The 20058-nt window shown below is 44.0% G+C and carries 15 protein-coding genes; 10 read left to right on the top strand and 5 right to left on the bottom strand.

Annotated features, from left to right (window positions below; all coding sequences use genetic code 11):
- Window positions 1–8 precede the first annotated feature (8 nt).
- The 10 genes from H8S90_RS10825 to H8S90_RS10870 all read left to right on the top strand — a co-directional run bounded on the left by H8S90_RS10825 (window position 9) and on the right by H8S90_RS10870 (window position 13787).
- A complete protein-coding gene (locus tag H8S90_RS10825; RefSeq protein WP_222852289.1) occupies window positions 9–1538 on the top strand; it encodes a RagB/SusD family nutrient uptake outer membrane protein in 1530 nt (509 codons plus the stop codon).
- Between the two features lie 33 nt (window positions 1539–1571).
- Complete coding sequence (locus tag H8S90_RS10830) at window positions 1572–2510, top strand: dihydrodipicolinate synthase family protein (protein ID WP_187342543.1); 939 nt, start codon at window positions 1572–1574, stop codon at window positions 2508–2510.
- 11 nt (window positions 2511–2521) lie between these two features.
- Window positions 2522–3676, top strand: coding sequence for a kelch repeat-containing protein (locus tag H8S90_RS10835; RefSeq protein WP_187342544.1), 1155 nt, complete (start codon window positions 2522–2524; stop codon window positions 3674–3676).
- A 1-nt stretch (window position 3677) separates the two neighbouring features.
- On the top strand, window positions 3678–4925 hold the full coding sequence (locus H8S90_RS10840) for an MFS transporter (protein WP_187342545.1): 1248 nt from the start codon (window positions 3678–3680) through the stop codon (window positions 4923–4925).
- Window positions 4926–4948: 23 nt separating this feature from the next.
- On the top strand, window positions 4949–6142 hold the full coding sequence (locus H8S90_RS10845; protein ID WP_187342546.1) for an AGE family epimerase/isomerase: 1194 nt from the start codon (window positions 4949–4951) through the stop codon (window positions 6140–6142).
- Window positions 6143–6370: 228 nt separating this feature from the next.
- Window positions 6371–7534 (top strand): exo-alpha-sialidase, encoded by a 1164-nt coding sequence (locus H8S90_RS10850; protein ID WP_187342547.1) that lies wholly within the window; start codon window positions 6371–6373, stop codon window positions 7532–7534.
- Window positions 7535–7537: 3 nt separating this feature from the next.
- On the top strand, window positions 7538–9517 hold the full coding sequence (locus H8S90_RS10855) for a family 20 glycosylhydrolase (RefSeq protein WP_187342548.1): 1980 nt from the start codon (window positions 7538–7540) through the stop codon (window positions 9515–9517).
- A gap of 211 nt (window positions 9518–9728) precedes the next feature.
- Complete coding sequence (locus H8S90_RS10860) at window positions 9729–12179, top strand: TonB-dependent receptor (protein WP_255501910.1); 2451 nt, start codon at window positions 9729–9731, stop codon at window positions 12177–12179.
- A gap of 12 nt (window positions 12180–12191) precedes the next feature.
- Window positions 12192–13511, top strand: coding sequence for a PepSY domain-containing protein (locus H8S90_RS10865; protein WP_187342549.1), 1320 nt, complete (start codon window positions 12192–12194; stop codon window positions 13509–13511).
- 9 nt (window positions 13512–13520) lie between these two features.
- Complete coding sequence (locus H8S90_RS10870; protein WP_187342550.1) at window positions 13521–13787, top strand: hypothetical protein; 267 nt, start codon at window positions 13521–13523, stop codon at window positions 13785–13787.
- Here H8S90_RS10870 and H8S90_RS10875 read toward each other — a convergent pair.
- From H8S90_RS10875 to H8S90_RS10895, 5 genes are all read right to left on the bottom strand, one after another.
- A complete protein-coding gene (locus H8S90_RS10875) occupies window positions 13772–14863 on the bottom strand; it encodes a hybrid sensor histidine kinase/response regulator (RefSeq protein WP_187342551.1) in 1092 nt (363 codons plus the stop codon). The genes H8S90_RS10870 and H8S90_RS10875 overlap by 16 nt on opposite strands.
- A 77-nt stretch (window positions 14864–14940) precedes the next feature.
- A complete protein-coding gene (locus tag H8S90_RS10880; RefSeq protein ID WP_222852290.1) occupies window positions 14941–15705 on the bottom strand; it encodes an AraC family transcriptional regulator in 765 nt (254 codons plus the stop codon).
- A 341-nt stretch (window positions 15706–16046) separates the two neighbouring features.
- The gene (locus H8S90_RS10885) at window positions 16047–16922 is read right to left on the bottom strand and encodes an AraC family transcriptional regulator (protein WP_187342553.1); all 876 of its coding nucleotides are present in this window, start codon (window positions 16920–16922) and stop codon (window positions 16047–16049) included.
- A gap of 367 nt (window positions 16923–17289) precedes the next feature.
- Window positions 17290–18168, bottom strand: a complete 879-nt coding sequence (locus H8S90_RS10890; RefSeq protein WP_187342554.1) for an NAD(P)H-binding protein — start codon at window positions 18166–18168, stop codon at window positions 17290–17292.
- A gap of 176 nt (window positions 18169–18344) precedes the next feature.
- Window positions 18345–19760, bottom strand: a complete 1416-nt coding sequence (locus H8S90_RS10895; RefSeq protein ID WP_187342555.1) for a Gfo/Idh/MocA family protein — start codon at window positions 19758–19760, stop codon at window positions 18345–18347.
- Window positions 19761–20058: the final 298 nt, after the last annotated feature.

Consider the following 20058-nt stretch of genomic DNA (forward strand, 5'->3'; position numbering starts at 1 on the left):
GCTTCAAAATGATTAACTTAAAAAATATCAACAGAATTTTTATGGCGGCGCTATTGTTGTTGGCGATGGGGAGCTGTCAGAAACAACTGGAAGAGGTGCAGCCACAGACAGATCTGGGAAGAGATTTGGTATTGTCTGACCCGAATGCGGCACGTACCTTATACTATGGTATCTATTCCTCGTTCAGAAGTTTTCATGCTACGTTTTTTCAGTTGGGTGAAATGCGCTCGGATATATGGGCGGATGGCTTGTTTACCGAATCGGAAGATGGTGGCTTACGCAACTTGTATACCCATAATATCAATATCAATCAGGTGCCTTTTGCCGAGTGGGCAAACTTTTACCAGCTGATTGACCGCGTGAATACGGTAATTGCTTTATTTCCACAAACGACTTTACCGGATGAGGAAAAACAGCAGATCATGGCGGAAATGTATGGTTTAAGGGCTTATATCTATTACACCATGTTGAAAACCTGGGGTGGAGTACCGTTAACAGTAGAGCCGGTAGCGTCGGTAAGTGATTTGCGGGAGCTATACAAAGCACGGTCGGCACCGGAGCTGATTATGGAACAGATAAAAGCTGATATTGAAAGTTCGTTAACGGCCTATCAGGGAAATAATAGCTTGCCTGCGAAAAGGGTTTTCTGGAACCGATTGGCAACGCTGACCTTAAAAGGCGACGTTTATCTGTGGTCTGGAACGCATTTTGGCGGAAATGCGGCCGACTATAGCCTGGCTAGAGAGGCCCTTGAGGAGGTTGCCGCGCAGGAAGGGAGTACGTTAGGTCTTCAAGAAGATTATGCAAATGTCTTTGACCCTACGGCAAAGAACAATAATAAGGAGATTATTTTTGCCTTGAATTATGAGCTCGACCAGGAGCAGATGATGGCTTATGGTAATTTTTTGGTGAATACTACGCAGGCTGCAACGCTGGTGTTCGGTACACCAGAGAATAACCAGCCTGTAAATGTGGTATACCCCTTGGTGGGCGGCGCTAGTCGTGCCGGCCTGTCTTTAGCAATGATTGAGAAGTTAAATGTTGCCGGCGATAGCCGCTTCGATAACACTTTCCGTATCATGTACCGTAATACACCTGAATTTCCGGTAGCGGCTACCATGCTTACTAAATTTATCGGACGGGTTAATGCTGGGGCACAACTCTACGATAATGATTTTCCGATTTATCGCTATGCCGAAGTATTGTTATTGCTAGCCGAAGCTAAGGTGCAATTGGGAATAGACCCGAGCACGGAGATCAATGCGATTAGGGAACGGGCTTATGGCGCTGATTTTCCGGTATACCGGCAGGGTGGTGCACAGCAGGACATGGAGGCCGTATTAGACGAAGGCCTGCGTGAGTTTATCGCGGAGGGAAAACGCTGGTGGGCACTGCGTAGAGCAGGTGATGAATGGGTTTTCCGATATGTGAACCCCGTATATCTGCGGCCAAACGAGCAGTATAAATTCTTATTGCCGATAACACAGGGCATGTTGAATGCCGATCCGGAACTGGCGCAGACGCCGGGTTATGAATAGAACAAATAGATAGATAATTTGATTAAATATTAGATGCATACTCATTTAGAAGGCTTAATAGCTGCCCCTTTCACCCCAATGGGTGATGAGGAAGAATTACGACTGGAACTTATTCCAGCATATTACCGCTTATTGAAACATAACCGTATTACGGGGGCGTTTATCTGTGGATCTACCGGAGAAGGTGTGTCGATGACTGCTGAAGAAAAGGTGGCTGTCATGGAGGCATGGGCAAGGATAACTGCAAACGATCCAGATTTTAAGGTGATGGTCTTACTGGGAGGAACTAGTCTGGCTGATTGTAAAGCCTTGGCCCGGGAGGCACAGCGCTTGGATTTGTACGGTGTGTCGTTTACTGCACCCTTTTATTTTAAGCCGGCAACGGTGGAGACTTTGGCCGAATGCTGCGCAGAGGTAGCGGCCGAAGTGCCGCAACTACCTTTCTATTACTATCATATCCCGGTGCTTACCGGGGTGGGGTTTAATATGGTTGACTTGCTAAAGGCAGTTGACGGGCGCATACCCAACTTTACCGGTATTAAATACACCCATGAGGATTTTATGGACTTCCTTTCTTGCCTGCGATACGCACAGGGTAAATATGATATGCTCTGGGGAAGGGATGAAAATATGTTGTCGGCCTTGGTGCTGGGGGCGAAAGGTGCCGTGGGAAGTACGTTCAATTATGCAGCTCCCCTGTACCTGCGTTTAATGGATGCCTTCAACCAGGGAAATCTTGCTGAGGCGCAGGCTTTACAGCAACAAGCCATTGATATGATCCGTTTGCTGGGTAAATTTGGCGGGATAGCCACGGGTAAGGCGTACATGAAATTGATAGGACTTGATTGCGGTAATTTTCGTCTGCCGGTAGGCAATATGGATAAGAATGATTTTGAAGTCTTTACGCAAGAGGTGGAGGCTTTGGGCTTTGCCGGTTTTAAATCGCTTCACCCTACACTGGAGACTTCTTAAATGGATATATTATGCGGAAACCTATTGGAATGGCAATGTTGTGTATATTGGCGATGTCCCTGACAGTGAAAGGTCAGGCATTAATTGAAGATCTAACATGGGATGATGCTTTTTCGCTGCCTAACAGGGAGGGTGAACAGCCTCATTTAGGCCTTGCCGGACCGTTGGTTGGCATGTCTAACGATGCGTTATTAATTGGTGGTGGAGCCAATTTCCCAAACAAATTGCCTTGGGAAGGGGGAGCCAAAAAGTATTATCGGGATCTGTATGTGTACCTGCGAAAGGCCAGCGATGGAGAATCTTCGCTACACACAATGGAGCTTCCTTTCGCCTTAGCCTATGCCGCCAGTTGTACAACACCTGAGGGTGTGGTAATAGCGGGAGGTGAAAATGAAGGAGGTTTGAGCAAAGGGGCGTACGCGCTTACCTGGCTTGCTTCTGAACAGCATCTTGACGTGGTTGAGCTGCCTGACTTGCCTTTTGCGGTAACCAATGCTGCAATGACCTGCTTGGATGGGACGCTTTATGTGGCAGGAGGAGAAACCGACAGCGGTGTTTCTAACAAACTTTGGATATTAGACTTAAACGAGCTGGAAAAGGGATGGATAAGGCATATAAATCTGCCCTATGCGGTGTCGCACGCAAATTTGATCGCGAAAGGTGGTGGACTGTTTTTGATTGGGGGAAGAAAAAGTAACGTTGATAGGCCGAGTGACTTTTACCAATCGGTGTGGTATCTCGACACCTTGGGAGATACCTGGCAGCAACGGGCTCCACTGCCTGAACCTTTGTCGGCCGCGGCAGCCTTGGCTTACGGAAAAGACTGTATATGGGTGTTCGGAGGAGATAATGGTACAACTTTTAGCAGAGTGGAAGAGCTGTTGCTGTTGATCAAAAAGACGGAGGACTCGGAAAATAACCGTATACTTAACCAGCAGAAAGCAGCGTTGCAGGCAGCCCACCCTGGGTTTAGTTGCCAGATATGGTGCTATCGGGTGGCGACAGACACGTGGGAGGCTAAGCAACCCATTCCTCACGAGGCACCGGTAACAACCACGGCAACGGTGTGGGGAGATGACGTAATCCTTCCCAGTGGTGAAATTCGCGCGGGTATCCGCAGCCCACGGATTTGGGTGGGAAAACCAATTATAAAAGAAAAACCGTAATATGAACCTGTTCCGTAAACATAATTATCCCTGGCTGGTAGTAGCACTGCTCTGGATAGTGGCTTTGCTTAACTACATGGACAGACAGATGTTGGCAACCATGTGCCCAGCTATGGAGGGTGATATCGCAGAGCTGCAGCAGGCCGCAAACTTTGGTCGCCTCATGGCGGTGTTTCTCTGGATTTATGGTCTTATGAGTCCGGTAGCTGGAATTATTGCTGATCGGGTTAACCGAAAATGGCTTATTGTGGGGAGCCTCTTTGTATGGTCTGGTGTAACCTTCGGCATGGGATATGCCCGGAATTTTGAGCAGCTGTACGTGCTTCGTGCAGTAATGGGGGTAAGCGAGGCGCTCTATATCCCCGCAGCCCTGGCTTTGATTGCCGACTACCACCAGGAGAGAACACGCTCTTTGGCCATTGGCATTCATATGACAGGCCTTTATATGGGACAGGCCTTAGGTGGTTTCGGAGCCACTATTGCCAGTGCTTATTCTTGGGAACTAACCTTTCGTTCTTTTGGCTTCGTTGGGATGGCTTATGCCGTAGTGCTGATGCTGCTGCTCAAGGAAAAGCGACAAGTAGCATCGGTGCAGACTTTACTTACACCTAAACGTGTGCCCGTGGTCAAAGGGTTGGCATTACTGTTGAGCAATGTTTCATTTTGGGTTATTCTCTTATATTTTGCCGTGCCAAGCCTACCCGGATGGGCAACAAAGAACTGGCTGCCTACGCTATTTGCCCAGAACCTGGATATACCGATGGCAAAGGCTGGCCCTATAGCAACTATAACCATAGCCGCATCGTCTTTTATGGGGGTGATTTTAGGCGGGATACTGTCTGATAGATGGGTGCAGCGACATATACGTGGGCGGATTTATACCAGCGCCATTGGTTTGGGGCTTACCATTCCTTCCTTGTTTCTGCTGAGCTATGGGCATAGCTTATCGGCAGTGGTGACGGCGGCTATGGGGTTTGGCTTAGGTTTTGGCTTATTCGATGCGAACAATATGCCGATCTTATGCCAGTTTGTATCGTCAAAATACCGGGCCACGGCCTATGGGTTGATGAATATGGTGGGGGTGTTTTCTGGCGCCTTTATTACGGATCTGCTCGGTGGATCGGTCGATGCAGGCAGCCTCGGCAGTGACTTTGCTATGCTCGCGGTGATTGTGGCGGCGGTAGTACTGATTCAACTGTACGTGTTAAAACCAAAAGTAAATGATTTTAAAGAGGAATATAACGCCTAAACCAATTTTTTAGAAGCTAAAAGATGTACACAAAAAAAGAATTACACGATTTAAGAGATTTCTATCATGATCAACTGTTGAAGGATACCATTCCTTTTTGGTTTCCGAGGTCATATGATCGGGAGTATGGCGGTTTTCTATTGATGCGGGACGCCGATGGTAGCTTGATTGATGATGATAAGGCGGTTTGGATTCAAGGTCGCACAACATGGCTCTTGGCTACCTTGTATAACACGGTTGAAAAGCGGCCGGAATGGTTGGAGGGAGCCAAGCTGGGTTACGACTTTTTGATCAAACATTGTTTTGATGCAGACGGTCAAATGTTTTTTCACACAACCAGAGATGGAAGACCGCTACGTAAACGGAGGTATTTTTTTTCGGAAACATTTGCCGTAATAGCCTTTGCAGCCTATGCCAAAGCAAGCGGTGATGAACAGGTGGCCGAACAGGCAAGACTACTTTTTAGCAGGTGTTTGGCTTACGCTTCCGGTGAACTTGAGCTCCCGTCAAAATTTACCGATACCAGACCGGTTAGAGGGATTGGTGTACCTATGATTATGATGAATACCGCTCAGCAGTTGAGGGCGACAATTGGCGATGAGCGTTGCGACGACGCGATCGACAATTGGATAAGGGAGATTGAACAATATTTCGTAAAGGATGATATGAAATGTGTAATGGAACAGGTTGCGCCGGATGGGGAGATCATTGATCATATCGATGGCCGTACCTTGAATCCCGGGCATGCCATTGAGGGTGCGTGGTTTATCTTGCATGAAGCAAAAGTGCGTAACAACGACCCGGATTTAACGAGGCTTGGCTGTAAGATGCTGGATTATATGTGGGCTCGCGGTTGGGATGAGGAACATGGAGGCATACTGTACTTCAGAGATGTATACCATAAGCCGGTGCAGGAATATTGGCAGGATATGAAGTTCTGGTGGTCACAGAACGAAACGATTATTGCTACCCTGCTGGCCTATATGATGACGGGGGAGGAAAAATATGCGAAGTGGCATCAAATGATACATAACTATGCCTATAAACATTTCCACGATCCGGTAAATGGTGAATGGTTCGGATACCTGCACCGGGATGGCAGCATTGCGCAAACAGCCAAAGGTAACCTTTTTAAAGGACCTTTCCATTTGCCTCGGCAGGAGTGGTATGGTTACTTGCTTTTGGACGAATATTTAAAAAAACGACTATCGGAATAATTGCCCAAGAAGGGCCTGCTATGCAACAACTGTTCGTTAGCAAAAAATTCGGCCTCGAAATACCCGGTTAGCAGAAGCTAAGTAGTGGCAGCGCCTTTTAAAGGAGATTTTTCATTGTCGTATTCGTTTTTAATGGCAATGAAGCTTGCTTCGCAGGTCAAGCCGGGAGTTTTTTTTGCGTATTTTACACGATAGTCCTAAAAAATAATAACCATAAAAATTAAACGTATGCATTATCTCATAATACTTGTTGTTGCCTGCAGTGTGTCATTATTGGCGCAGGCAAAGGAAAAAGATATTTCCGTTTTTGTTTCGGGACAGGAAGGCTATAAAAGCTTTCGTATCCCTGCCATGATCAAAGCTCCGGATGGGAGTCTATTGGCCTTTTGCGAAGGCAGGGTGGAGCATGCGGGCGACTTTGGTGATATTGACATTGTAATGAAACGCAGCACCGATGGTGGAAAAAGTTGGGGAGATTTACATAGGGTGGTGGATTATAGTGATTTGCAGGCAGGAAACCCTGCTCCCGTGGTAGACTTTTTGGACCCAGCATATCCTGATGGCCGGATTTTTCTATTTTATAATACCGGAAATAATCATGAGGGAGAAGTACGAAAAGGTAAGGGCCTACGCGAAGTATGGTACGTGACTTCGGAAGATGACGGTAGAACTTGGTCGGAACCGGTAAATATTACCTTAGCGGTACATCGGCCAAAACAGCCGCAACAAAATAAAGCCTATAATTTTTCGGAAGATTGGCGCAGCTACGCCAATACGCCCGGGCACGCCGTGCAGTTTGGACAGGGTAAGTTTGAAGGTCGGATTTTCGTAGCAGCAAACCATTCCAGTGGTGAGCCACAGGAGGCTTTTAAAGATTACAGCGCGCATGGCTATTATACCGATGATCATGGAAAAACATTTAAGTTAAGCGAAGATGTTCCTTTCGAAGGTGGAAATGAATCGATGGCGGCAGTGATCGGTGTCGATAGTTTGGTGATGAATTCCAGAAATCAGCAGGGAAATGTACGTAGCAGGATTGTATCCATTAGTAGTGATGGTGGAGCAACTTGGGATACAACATATTATGACAGACAATTGCCTGATCCGGTAAATCAAGGGAGCGTACTTTCTTTTAACGATAAGAAAAAGGGAGTTGTGCTGGCTTTCTGTAATGCCGCAGATACTGCCGCCAGGAATAACCTGACGCTGCGTTTAAGTGACGATGGTGGCAGGTCTTGGTTTTTCCAAAAGACGATTGCCAGACGTGAGCAGCCAGGAAAAGGTGATCATGCGGCCTATTCGGATATGGTGCAGGTGAATAAAAGGCGCATTGGTGTACTCTTTGAAAAAAATGGGTATAAAGAAATTGTGTTTAGACCGGTAAAATGGTAATCAATGGGTAGGCTGATGAAAACAAGTGTCTTTTTTGCTTTATTTTTTTCTTTTTATAGCTTGTTGGCCAAGGTAGATGAAAAGCCGTCTATGCTGATACCGCTACCACAACAGGTGAGCTGGGGGAAGGGGCAGATAAGTATAGGGAATATAAAGTCAATAGTCATAAGCGATGATCGCTTGCAAAAGGAGGCTTTGATTTTACAGCAGATGATGAAGCAAATGGGGGCAGAGTTGGAGCTTGTAGACCAACGGGAGGGTACCGCTGGGCATAGACCGGTTATCTCCCTGGCCTTGGCTCAGGTGGAGGCCCCTCATCATGAGGGGGAGGCTTATCATTTGCAAGTGGCACCAGCGGGTATTACGTTAAAAGCGAATACGGAGAAAGGTATCTTTTATGCTATACAGACACTCATGCAGTTGGCAAGGCCATCAGGCATCTTGAGCGCTTGTGACATTAATGACTGGCCTGCCTATGCGTGGCGTGGATATATGGTGGATGTAGGACGAAACTTTCAGTCTATGGCACTGCTGAAAGAACAGATTGACGTAATGGCCGCTTATAAGCTTAATATCTTTCATTTTCATTTAACCGAAGATATTGCCTGGCGTTTGGAAAGTAAAAAGTTTCCTCAGTTAACCGAATCGGGAAACATGTTGCGTAACGCGGGTAAATACTATACGGAAGCTGATTTTAAGGAGCTGATTGCTTATTGTAAAGCAAGACATATTACGTTGGTGCCTGAAATAGATATGCCGGGCCACAGCGGTGCCTTCGAGAGAGCGATGAAAACCGACATGCAAAGTGATAGCGGCATGTTTTATCTAAAACAGCTCTTACAGGAGTTTTGTGATACCTATGATCTGGACTACTTACATGTGGGAGGCGATGAGGTGAAAATTACCAATGAGCAATTTTTGCCTGAAATGGTTGCCTTTCTGGATAGCATGGGTAAGCGCACTTTAGGGTGGGAACCCGGGGGGAATCTGCCGGGAAGCACTATTCGTCAACTTTGGCAGGAAGGACCCAGCCCTGTTTCGGATACCGCGTTGCTTCAGTATGTGGATTCGAAACACCTTTACCTCAACCATATGGATCCCTTGGAGACGGTAACGACACTTTTTCACCGGCAGATTGGTGGGCAGCCTATGGGAAATAACGCATTACTGGGAGGAATCTTGTGCTCTTGGCCGGATAGGGCGGTACGCTGCGAAAGGGATGTACTGAATCAGAATGCGATCTATCCGGGCATGATTACTTTTGCGGAAAGAGCGTGGCAGGGAGGGGGCGTAGCGGAGTGGGTGGCAAATATAGGTGCCCCGGGCACCTGGGAAAGTAGCTGTTTTGCAGCCTTTGAAAAGCGCTTACTGGACCATCAACAGCATTATTTTGTAAACAAGCCCTTTCCTTATATGAGGCAGGCTAACATCAAATGGCAGTTTTATGGCCCTTATGCCAATGGAGGCGATCTGGAGCAGTCTTTTGAACCTTCAAATAGGGTAATGGATTCGGTGAAGTATACTCCTGCTTTTGAAACGCTTGGGGGTACCGTTATTTTAAGACATTGGTGGGATAAAGTGATCCAAGGTATCTTGACGAATCCAGAGGAATTTACCACTTGGTATGCACAGACGCGCATTTGGAGTGAGAGTGATACGATAAGAGATTTTTGGATAGGTTTCGATAATTTCTCCCGCTCTTATGCTTCAGATGCTCCACTGGCTGGTACCTGGGATAACAGGAAAAGCCGTGTTTGGGTAAATGGCGGTGAAATTAGGCCTCCCAATTGGAAACAGGCGGGTAGGAAAGGAGATTTGGAGCGGCCGATGATGGACGAGGGTTATACCTTTCGGGAACCTTCACGAATAAAATTAAAAAGAGGCTGGAACAATGTGCTGGTTAAACTACCTGTGGGTAGTTTTAAAGGAAAAGATTGGCAAAACCCAGTGAAATGGATGTTTACTTTTGTTCCGGTGGACTGAGCCAGCAAAAAAACATTTGATTTGAATTTGATATAGCATTTTTGATATGCCCGGTACACTCCCGAAGTGTGCCGGGCTTTTTTTGTGCTTTAATGAGAACCGGCATGCTTGTTTCTTAATGGATGTTGTTTAGATTAATTCAAAATAAATTTGCTGAAGTGTTTCTTATACACTTACTTTGTCGTTTAGAATCAATTTAAATAAAATCAACATGAAACAAGCCTACCTTTTCCTGCTGGCTTTGATGCTGGTAGCCACAAATAGATTGTATGCGCAGGAGCGCTCACTTGCTGGCTACGTATTTGCCGAATCGGATGCTTCTCCTTTAAAAGGGGTGACGGTTCGCCTGAGCGGCATACCTAACAGTAGTATTTCTGATGATGAAGGGCGGTTTTCTTTCGAAAACCTTGCTGAAGGTACGTATACGTTATCGTTCACTTACCTGGGCTATGAGCAACAACGTATGCAGGTTAACTTTCCTTTGCCGGAGTCGAAAGACCTTCGTATATTCTTAAAGCCGGCTGCCGATCAGCTACAGGCAGTGGAAATCATTGGTCGTAAAGAACAGACTTATAAGAACACTTCTTCCTTTGCGGGTACAAAAACCGAAACCCCTATCAAATATGTACCGCAGGCCATTAGTTATGTTACAAAGGAGGTGATGGATGATCAGCAAGCTTTTAAAACCAGTGATGTGTTGAAGAACATTAGCGGTGTGAATGTTTTCTCTTTCTATAATAATGATTTTACGCTGCGCGGTTTCAGAGCCGGTAATGCTTTGATCAATGGCCTGCGCGATGCTACAAACAGTTGGGGACAATCGCTATTGCCCAATGTGGAGCGCATAGAGGTTATCAAAGGCCCCGCCTCGGCTTTATTTGCCAATACTGATCCGGGAGGTACGGTAAATACGGTAACTAAGAAACCATTGGACGTAAATCGTAAGTCGGTTAATTTTGCCACGGGAAGCTATAACACTTACCGGATGACCAGCGATTTTACCGGACCGATGAATGAGGAGAAGACCTTATTGTATCGCTTGAATTTAGCCTATCAGAATGCGCAGTCGTTCAGGGTATTGCAGGGGGGTGAAGATATCGTGATTGCACCTTCGGTTTCCTTTATACCGAATGATAAAACGCAGGTAAATATCGATTTTGTCTACTCCAAAACCAAATCAAAGCTCGACCGAGGTCAGCCGATTTTTGGTGCTTCGGCCGGTACAGATCTATACTCTACCCCGGTATCTTTTGCCATCGGTAAGGAAAACGATTATGCCAATGAGCTTAATCTTTATACCACCGCTTCCTTGCAGCATAAGTTTACCGATAATATCTCTTTTAATGCCTCGTATATGAAGTTTCTGTACGATGAGGATCTTTTGGAGCACCGCACGTCTAATAGCTATGCCGTTGATGCAGACAACGTACAGATACCTACGCTAATGGAAATGCAGACTATCCGTCGCCAACGAAAGAACTATAATGATAATATCACGCTGTATCTTGTGAGTGATTTTAATACCGGACCTTTAAAACATAAACTGCTTACCGGCTATGATTATATACAGAATGTTTCTCCGGTTGGGGGCTCTAATTATAATGCTTTAGGGTATCGGAATGCAGCGAATAATGGAATTATCAACACTTATGATCCGGCTAATCGTGATGCCTATTTAATACGCGATAATATTCCAGTACCAAATGTGCCTCATTTCGACCTGGCCAATCCAGATTATTCCATTTCGGAGATTTCAGGTTATTTCAATGTTTCTAGTCCACAACCGGTTACCAAATATTTCGTGAATGGGGTGTATCTACAGGATCAGATTACCTGGGGCCCTTTACAGGCACTGATTGCTTTTAGACAGGAGTTTTATACCGATATTTTAAATTACCAACAGGAGGATAGTGAAGAGGTGCAGCAAAAGGCCTTTATACCGCGCTTTGGTTTGGTGTATACACCTATAGAGCCGGTGAGTCTGTATGCAACTTATGCACAGGGATATCAGCCCCAGGGAGCAGGTACCATTGGTGATCCGGGGCGCTTCGGCGGACCTTTCGACCCGCTAACCAGTACCATGCTTGAGGTCGGGTCTAAAATGGAGTTCTTGCAGAAAATGTTGAGCGTGAATTTTGCCGCTTACCATATTGAACAGAACAATATTTTGATTAATGCCAATGACCCTGGAAACCCGGAGTTACTTCGTCAGGTAGGTCAGCAGCGTTCGAGAGGAATGGAACTGGATGTGTATGGACAGTTACGGCCAAATTTGAGTATTACTGCTAACTTAGCGATAAATGAAACCATCATTACGGAAAGTGATGATGAAGCGGAAATAGGTAATGTACTGCCAAATGCTCCTAAACATCAAGGGGGCATTTGGGCAAAATATACCTTTACCATTCCTGCTCTGAGAGGTATAGGGATTGGTGCGGGCGCAAATTATGTGAGTACGCGTGCCACTTTCAGTGAACAGCTGACTTTGCCTGCTTATGTGGTGGCAGACGCGGCGCTGTATTATACGGTTGACAAGTTTAAGCTGTCTGCCAACCTGAATAATATATTTAACAAAACGCATTGGGTAGGTGGGTATGATTTTAACCGTCTGTTTCCGGGAACACCCCGAAATTTTCTGGTAGGTGTAGGCTACACTTTTTAGAAGGGATATAGGATGGCTGGAGGTACTGGTAAAAAGGATAAGAAGTTGCTATGGAAATTGCACCATTGGGCCGGACTGTATACGGGCGTGCTCATTGGTATACTGAGCCTTACTGGAGCCCTGGCTGTTTTTATTCCGGAAATTGATGCGCTTATCATCAAATATTATCATCAGGCAAAGGTTGAAAATAACCTAGCTGAGCTAAAGCTAAATGTAGCGATCGATTCGCTGAAGCGTGCCCATGCTGATTATCGTTCGATGATGATCGCACTCCCCGAGAAAGAAGGGCAGGTATTGCAGGTGGACCTGATCAGGCCTGGAAAGGGAGGAGAAGGTTTTGAACGGTACGATTTCTTTATAGATACTGGAACGGGTAAACTTATCGGTAAACGCGACCACCAGAATAGTTTGGCGAATTATATGCGACAGATGCACGTGCGCTTGTATGAAGGTAATTGGGGGAGGCAGCTGGTAGGAATTGGCGGAATTGCTTTAGCTGTGCTGGTGATTACGGGTTTACTGATCTATGGCGACTTTATGAAAAAGCAGCAATGGCCTAAGCTCCGGAAAACGGGAAAATTGCGTATTATGATGGCTGATTGGCATAAGTTGTTGGGCATCAGTGCACTCGCTTTTAATTTGGTGATAGCGCTTACGGGGGCCTGGCTTGGACTGCAACCTTGGTTGATGCGGTGGTTGAACATTGGGATACCGAATGCCTTTAAACAGGAGGTAGTGATGGAGGCAGCTGATGATAAAGCCTTAGACGTTGATTGGAACAAAGCTTTAGCTGTGACTAAAGAGACTTTTCCGGAATTGGAGCCGCGTTACTTAGTGCCTTCTACGAATGGAGCTGGTACCATCGGCATCAGAGGTAATATCCGTGGTACTGTGTACGAACGTGAATCAAACTTATTGGTGCTGGATAAAGTACATTATCGACCCGTTTTTAAATACGATATTCGTAAACAAACGGTTGGCGCTAAGTTTTATTTTATACAAGAGGCGCTACATTTTGGCGACTTTGGTGGACTGTTATTGAAATTTGTTTATGCCCTACTTGGGCTGGTGAGCGCTTTTCTATCTATCAGTGGCTTTGTTATTTATTATTACCGGACGGAAAGGAAAAAAGGGCGCCGAACAACTGCACTTAAAATGACTTTTTTGTGGTCGGCCGTGATTCTGCTCTTGCTGATACTGATAGCGCTGATCAGTTTGTTTGTGGGGTATACGCAAGCGGCAACTGTTGCCGCGGTTATTATTAACACCTTGTTAGTGGGGTTACTGCTTTACGCATTGGTAGATTTTTTAAGAAAACGCTATTTACAATAGGCGCAACTTATGGATAAAGGAAAGAGAATGAAAAGGGTGAAGCTAACCGAACATTACTTGGTGCCGCTAACACTTTTCGTGCTGAATATATGCTTGATGCACACCATTTATGCTTTTGAAAGCGGTGTGCCATACAGTGGCTGGCATAAAGGGCTACTTTGTGGAATCGCGCTTATTCTGGGAGCGGCATTGATGAAGAAAAACGAATGGTACCTGATTGTTGCTGTAGGAGGATATTTGGCGGTTTTACTTTGGTGCTTTCAGTGGGCAATATAGGGTAGCTTAATGGTGAAGGTAGACCCCTCTCCAGGCACCGAGTTTACGGTTAGCTGACCATGGAGTTTCTGCACGGCCTGTGAAACGTTATATAAACCTAAACCACTACCCTCAAACTGCGAAGAGGCTCTGTAGAAGAGGTTGAATATATTGTCTTTATGTTGCTCTTTGATGCCAATTCCTGTATCGGTTAACGCGATATAAACTTGTTTGTCTTCGATATAGGAATGAATGGTTATTTTTTTTTCGTCAGTATCTGGTTTTTGAAATTTAATGGCATTGGCAATTAAGTTGTATAGGATAATTTGTAATAAGGTCTTATCACTTTGAAAGGGGGTCTGCAAATCATTTTTTACAATGAAGTGGATGTTTGTTGTGATGATTGCTGCCTGAAATACCTTTAAAAGATCTTGAAATATACTGTTGAGGTCAATTGCTTCGTAGTGTAGCTGACCTTGTTTGGTTTTGTAGAAATCCTGAAGATTGATAACATAGTTATCCAGATGCTCAGAAGAGGTTCTCACCAGTGAAAGGATATCCTGTATCTCCTCTGGATTCTTACTACGTTCGGCGAATTTTATAATGGAGATGATTCCTCCCAATGGGTTTCTGATATCATGACTGACGTTGTTTGTGAATTTATCTAGCTCGCTATAGGCCCGTTCTAATTCTTGTTTTTGCGTAATCATTAACAGCTTTGTTTCGTAATGGGTATTGGCTTCTTTTATAACTCCATAAATTTCTTCTATGTTCCAGGGTTTGGTGAGAAATTTAAAGACGTTACCTCTGTTGATAGCATTTATAGCGGCCTCTTTATCTGCATAGCCTGTTAATAAGATTCGTATGGGAAGGGGATAGGTGGATTTGAGCTCTTCAAAAAAATCAGTACCCATCATACCGGGCATCCGTTGATCGGAAAAGATGATACGGATATCAGGATGTTTTTCCAGCAAATGCCGCGCTTCATTGATCGTACTGGCAATGAACACCTGATAATCAAATCTCAACGAACTCTTAAAACTGATTAAGTTTTGCACTTCATCGTCTATGTAGAGGATCTGTATGTCTTTTTTCATTGGTGGAAATTTTGTGCAAAATAACGTGTATTTATGTCGACGATAGTTTCAAAATGCGCATACTTTGTATGTCCCAATTAATTGATACACGCTACTGGTTTTGTTTTTATGTTTTCCTGATATTGTGAAGGCGTAAAGCCGGTGTGTTGTTTGAAATGTCTGTAAAAAGATGTTTTGGAGTTAAAACCGCTTTCATAGGCTAAATGTTCTATAATTATGTTGTTATTGCTCTTCAGCACGTCGCAAACATGTTTGATACGCGCTTCGCTGATATACTCATTAAAGGTTTTGCGTATTTGCATACTGAAAACCTGTGATAGATGGTGTTTACTAATATGTAGATAATCTGCCATCATTTTAATATCTAAACTTGGGTTGAGGTACAACCGTTCTTCATTTATTGCATGTGCTACCTTTTCTTCATAAGCCAGTAATGTTGCTCTAGGAAGAGCAGATTTGTAGTATCGTCTATTCGTTTCTTGTTTTTTTAGCGAGGCATCCTCCAACCTGTTGTCTCCTGTGCCGATCAACAAATTTATTCGATGATCAAGTATCCATATACTAACCAGCATCATCATGGTGTATAACATGAACCTTGTAATATGGTAAGTAAAATTGCTTTCATGCTTAACAATTGATGTAGATATTAGCAGAAATGCCACTAAGCAAAGTATAACCGGAATTTTTGTCAATAATTTAAAATGAACCGTTGGTTTGATAGGGTACCTATTAAATAAATGCAAACTGGTTATACCGTAGATAAATAGTGATAAGATGATCGCTTTTACGATGGTGAGTTTTAGAAACTGGTAAACGAAGCCTTCGGAGTTATAGTTTATCATGCCTATGAGGTATACTCCTGAGTAGAAGCAAAAAGGTATGAAGTGGAGAGCCATTTTTTTCCCTTGATATCCTTTTTTAAGCATTGTCATGGTAGCGAAGAATAATATGGGGCCATATAATAGCGCGTACGGAGCGGCCCAATCAAGATATAAGTAGATTGGCGGTGTGTAGATGTAGCGGAAGACTACTACATGTATAGCATGTAATATTAGGCAATATATTCCTATATTAAAGATGTTTTCAATGGGCAGACGTAACATACTTTTCCTGTCGATGTAAATACATACGAGATTTATGATTATAATAGCTAGTAATATCAAAAGAATTAATAAAAGCATGGTTACGAAGGTTGGAGATTGGTAGATTTTTCATAGCTGTAGCTTGTCTGCTGTTTGTATTCGCTCGGTGTGCAGCTTGTTAGTTTCTTGAAGTGGCGGTTAAAAGAGGCTTTCGATCGATAACCGCATAACAGGGCGAGGTGCTCAATTGTCAATCTGTTTTCGACATCGTTCCTTATCAGTTTTTTAGCATGCCGTATCCTAAGGTTGGCAAGCAATTGATAGAAGTTAATGCCGATATAACCATTGAGGATTTTAGAACATTTTTCTGAAGATGAACCTAAATGATGTGCTAATTTGTCTAATGTGAGGTTCGTTTCAAGGTAAAGGTCATCTGTCAATAAACACCTGTATATTTTAAATAGATCAGTACGGTTATTTACAACATTACGGGGTATTCTAACGAAGATAAAACCGCATAAAATAGCTGTAGAAAACACTAATATCATGTAAATCAGGTACTGTACATGTATACCGACGTTATAGCTAAAGTAGGGTGTTGCGGCAAAAATCAAAATAGGTAAAGAAGTGAGCAATGCAAGCCACAATAAGACGTTGAAAAATATATTTTCCAGGGTTGGTTTACCAATGGGCGCTTGCAGTTGCCGAAAAATAATAAAAGTACTATATCCTAAAATAGAACCGCCCATTGCGAATAAATAACAAGGGTAGTAATAGTTGTATAACCACACCTCTCCCTGTACATTTATTCTCGAATAAACATATAATGCCAGGTAAATAAGTGAGCCGAGGAAAAACGCTGAAAAATGCTTGATAGTAGGCTTGTTTGTATCATGGTTGTCCCTTACGATAGTGTGTAAATAAATGCGATAAAAAATAGGGCCATACAGTAAACCAATAGGTGTTCCTGTCTCCATGATGATCGCTAATAAATGGAAACCAACGCAAATAAACAACTTGAAAATTTCCGATCTAAAGTTGACCGTCTTCAAATAATTATGTGAAGATGCCACATACCACACAAACGTCAATACGACCAGTTGAAAATAGACGCTTGTGATGAATTTCACGGTATCCATGTGTCATAAGCAATAAATCAAAAAATAATATTATAGAATAATTATCAATAAAATTACATAAAAAAAACGGATAGTTTAAATTACGGCTTAATAATTACTTTGCTGTTAGTGTGTTAGGTAATGACGAATGCGTTGAATATATAGGTAATATAAGTGAATAGTTGTGAAATTATATGTACTTATATGAATTTTTTTGCATAATGATTTAGGTCATAGGTTGAGCAACAATCTCGGCTATATACCTTTGTAAAGTGGTTTGACCCCTAAAGCTTACATTACCAATACCTTCCGGTAAAGCGCGACCATCAATCACCGCTTCGGTCATTTCGATAAGTTGCGTTGCGGCATCGGCCGAGAAGCCAGAACTTTGTAACATTTCTTCCCATTGGGCACGTGGAACTTGTTCGGCCCGCACATCGATATCCAGACTTTGTGAGAAAGCTAAAGCCACATCTGCTGCGCTATACCACGTTGGCCCCTCTACTTCATATACGCGCTTACTGGCTTCATCGCTATCTTTGATCATCACATCGGTTAATACCGCTGCAACATCATTTGGAGCGACCATGGGCAGCTGTTGATCAACCGGAAAGAAGGTAGGTAGGATTCCTTGTTCTTTTACGGAACCTAGATAAGGCAGCCAGTTGCTGAAATAATATGCGGGGCGAATGAAGATCTGCTGGACGGCTAAGTCTTCGAAAGCATGTTCTAATAGATAGGATGCGCGCAAATTGCCTGTGCCTTTTTCATGTTGGGCACCTATGGAAGATAATCCAACTATCTTTTTTACCGGCGTAGCGACGACGACTTTTCTATAATTTTCGATGATGCTTCGGGTGGTGGCCAATACGTCGATGGCTTTCGGATCTTCAGGTGTGAGTACGAATAGGGTGGTAGCATCGCTGCAGGCATGAATCAAGGAAGGTAGGTGCAGGAGGTCGGCAACTTCAACAGCGGCGATAGCAGGTACGCTATGTGCCTTCTGTTCGTCTCGTATAATAGCCTTCACCGTTTGGCCGTTCTCTAACAGTCCCGAAACCAGTGCCGAACCTATTTGTCCGGTAGCCCCCAAAATGATATGCATAGTATTCCTTGTTTTATGCTGGCCAGAAAGTTATACTAATATACTACGAAGTTTGCCGGCCGTTAGTATACCAGATTATTTACAATTATTGTACCAGCATGAAAAAGGTGAGATACACGGGAATAATTTAGGGAAGGGCAGCGTGTATCAACTGCCCCCGCAAAGCGAAATTGTGATTAGTTCTGTACACCGGTAGTTCCGCCTCCCTGAAGCGTTAACTCAACGGGTTTATTGTTTTTCCATGAACCGGCGGTGAAATCGGGGACATCGATGGAATTAGAGCGATTCGAAACAGACCGTTCGCTTAAAGGGCCAATGACACTCCAGAGAGCGGCATCATAAACGTCCTGATCGAGCGCTAAACCGTTGCGGAGACAGTCGATCAGACGCCAGTCCATCATGAAATCCATACCTCCGTGGCCGCCTACTTTTTTTGCCATATCACCTACTTTTTTGACGATTTCCGGTGTATATTGCTCTTCAAGCTTTTTAAATTCTTCGGGAGACAACCAGTTATGACCAATGGCGATGCGTGCAGGCTCAGGCCATTTTTGAGCGAATGCCTTGGTGCCGCTCAGTAAATGAATGCGTGAATAAGGTCGCGGTGACGAGACGTCGTGCTGCAACATGATGGTACGTCCCCGTGAGGTTCGGATAGTAGTAGTATTCATGTTACCACGGAAGTTTTTGTCGGCAAATGTTTGGTAAAAGCGATCTTCTCCGGCAAGTTCTGCTGCCTTTGCCTTCATGCTGAAATCGTTCGTAGACGTTGATGTAAGATACTCCATCTTGTCGCCGCGATTAATGTCCATGAGCTGACAGATAGGGCCAAGGCCATGGGTGGGATAGAGGTTTCCGTTGCGGTAATTCTCTTTTAAACGCCACATATCATGGTAGCCATCTTTACTGAAATTGAGGTCTAATAAGTCGTGGTTATATGCCCCTTCCCCATGTATGATGTCTCCAAAGAAACCTTGACGTGCCATGTTTAACGTGAGGAGCTCAAAAAAGTCATAACAGCAGTTTTCGAGCATCATACAATGTTTTTTGGTGGCCTCTGAAGTGTTAACCAGCTCCCAGCACTCATCAACGGTAGTAGCCGCAGGTACTTCAACCGCCGCATGCTTGCCTGCTTTCATGGCATAAACAGCCATGGGAGTATGTAATTGCCAGGGAGTACATATGTATATAAGATCGATGTCTTTTCGGTCGCACATTTCTTTCCAGGATGCTGCGTTTCCGGTATATAAAGTAGGCTGGTGCCCTTTCGGTTGTATCTCGGCCAATACTTTCTCTGCCTTTTCTGGGCGGATATCACATAAACCCTTGATTTCAACCCCTTCGATATGGCTCATACGGTATACGGCACCGGGACCGCGCATGCCCAAACCAATGAAACCGATACGTACTTTGGCTAATTTCGGGGCAGCATAACCACTCATATTGAATGTTTGTTGCCTGTTTGGCGAACCTGGAAAATCACTTGATGCGGTTGGAGTCCCGGGATTGGCCTTACCGATAAATGGTTGGCTCAAGAGCCCCAAACCGGTGAGCCCTGTTAATTTTAAAAAATCTCTTCTTTTCGTATGCATAATGTTTGTTTTTGAATATGTATATATGATAACCCTGTTTTACAGGAAAGTGATTAGTTAGCTTTTATTGCACAATCATAATTATTCTCAGGTAATATATCAAGGCGCGGCGAAACGCAATCGTTTGTGTGTTTTTAGAGAAATGGTAAGCCGAATGTCAAAAATCGACGAAAAATGCGCGCTTTTGAACAAATCTATTATGAAAACGAATAAAGTCTATGTTTATAGTAGACTTTATTCGTTTTCTTTATATATATTTGTACCGTTTTAACTAGAATACTATATTAAATTATTACTA

Source organism: Olivibacter sp. SDN3, assembly GCF_014334135.1.
Classification (GTDB): domain Bacteria; phylum Bacteroidota; class Bacteroidia; order Sphingobacteriales; family Sphingobacteriaceae; genus Olivibacter.

What these genes read in the sequence shown, in the direction of transcription:
- H8S90_RS10825 (WP_222852289.1), top strand. Translation starts at nt 9, where the DNA reads ATGATTAACTTAAAAAATATCAACAGAATTTTTATGGCGGCGCTATTG.
- H8S90_RS10830 (WP_187342543.1), top strand. Translation starts at nt 1,572, where the DNA reads ATGCATACTCATTTAGAAGGCTTAATAGCTGCCCCTTTCACCCCAATG.
- H8S90_RS10835 (WP_187342544.1), top strand. Translation starts at nt 2,522, where the DNA reads ATGCGGAAACCTATTGGAATGGCAATGTTGTGTATATTGGCGATGTCC.
- H8S90_RS10840 (WP_187342545.1), top strand. Translation starts at nt 3,678, where the DNA reads ATGAACCTGTTCCGTAAACATAATTATCCCTGGCTGGTAGTAGCACTG.
- H8S90_RS10845 (WP_187342546.1), top strand. Translation starts at nt 4,949, where the DNA reads ATGTACACAAAAAAAGAATTACACGATTTAAGAGATTTCTATCATGAT.
- H8S90_RS10850 (WP_187342547.1), top strand. Translation starts at nt 6,371, where the DNA reads ATGCATTATCTCATAATACTTGTTGTTGCCTGCAGTGTGTCATTATTG.
- H8S90_RS10855 (WP_187342548.1), top strand. Translation starts at nt 7,538, where the DNA reads ATGGGTAGGCTGATGAAAACAAGTGTCTTTTTTGCTTTATTTTTTTCT.
- H8S90_RS10860 (WP_255501910.1), top strand. Translation starts at nt 9,729, where the DNA reads ATGAAACAAGCCTACCTTTTCCTGCTGGCTTTGATGCTGGTAGCCACA.
- H8S90_RS10865 (WP_187342549.1), top strand. Translation starts at nt 12,192, where the DNA reads ATGGCTGGAGGTACTGGTAAAAAGGATAAGAAGTTGCTATGGAAATTG.
- H8S90_RS10870 (WP_187342550.1), top strand. Translation starts at nt 13,521, where the DNA reads ATGGATAAAGGAAAGAGAATGAAAAGGGTGAAGCTAACCGAACATTAC.
- H8S90_RS10875 (WP_187342551.1), bottom strand. Translation starts at nt 14,863, where the DNA reads ATGAAAAAAGACATACAGATCCTCTACATAGACGATGAAGTGCAAAAC.
- H8S90_RS10880 (WP_222852290.1), bottom strand. Translation starts at nt 15,705, where the DNA reads ATGATAAACTATAACTCCGAAGGCTTCGTTTACCAGTTTCTAAAACTC.
- H8S90_RS10885 (WP_187342553.1), bottom strand. Translation starts at nt 16,922, where the DNA reads ATGGAGACAGGAACACCTATTGGTTTACTGTATGGCCCTATTTTTTAT.
- H8S90_RS10890 (WP_187342554.1), bottom strand. Translation starts at nt 18,168, where the DNA reads ATGCATATCATTTTGGGGGCTACCGGACAAATAGGTTCGGCACTGGTT.
- H8S90_RS10895 (WP_187342555.1), bottom strand. Translation starts at nt 19,760, where the DNA reads ATGCATACGAAAAGAAGAGATTTTTTAAAATTAACAGGGCTCACCGGT.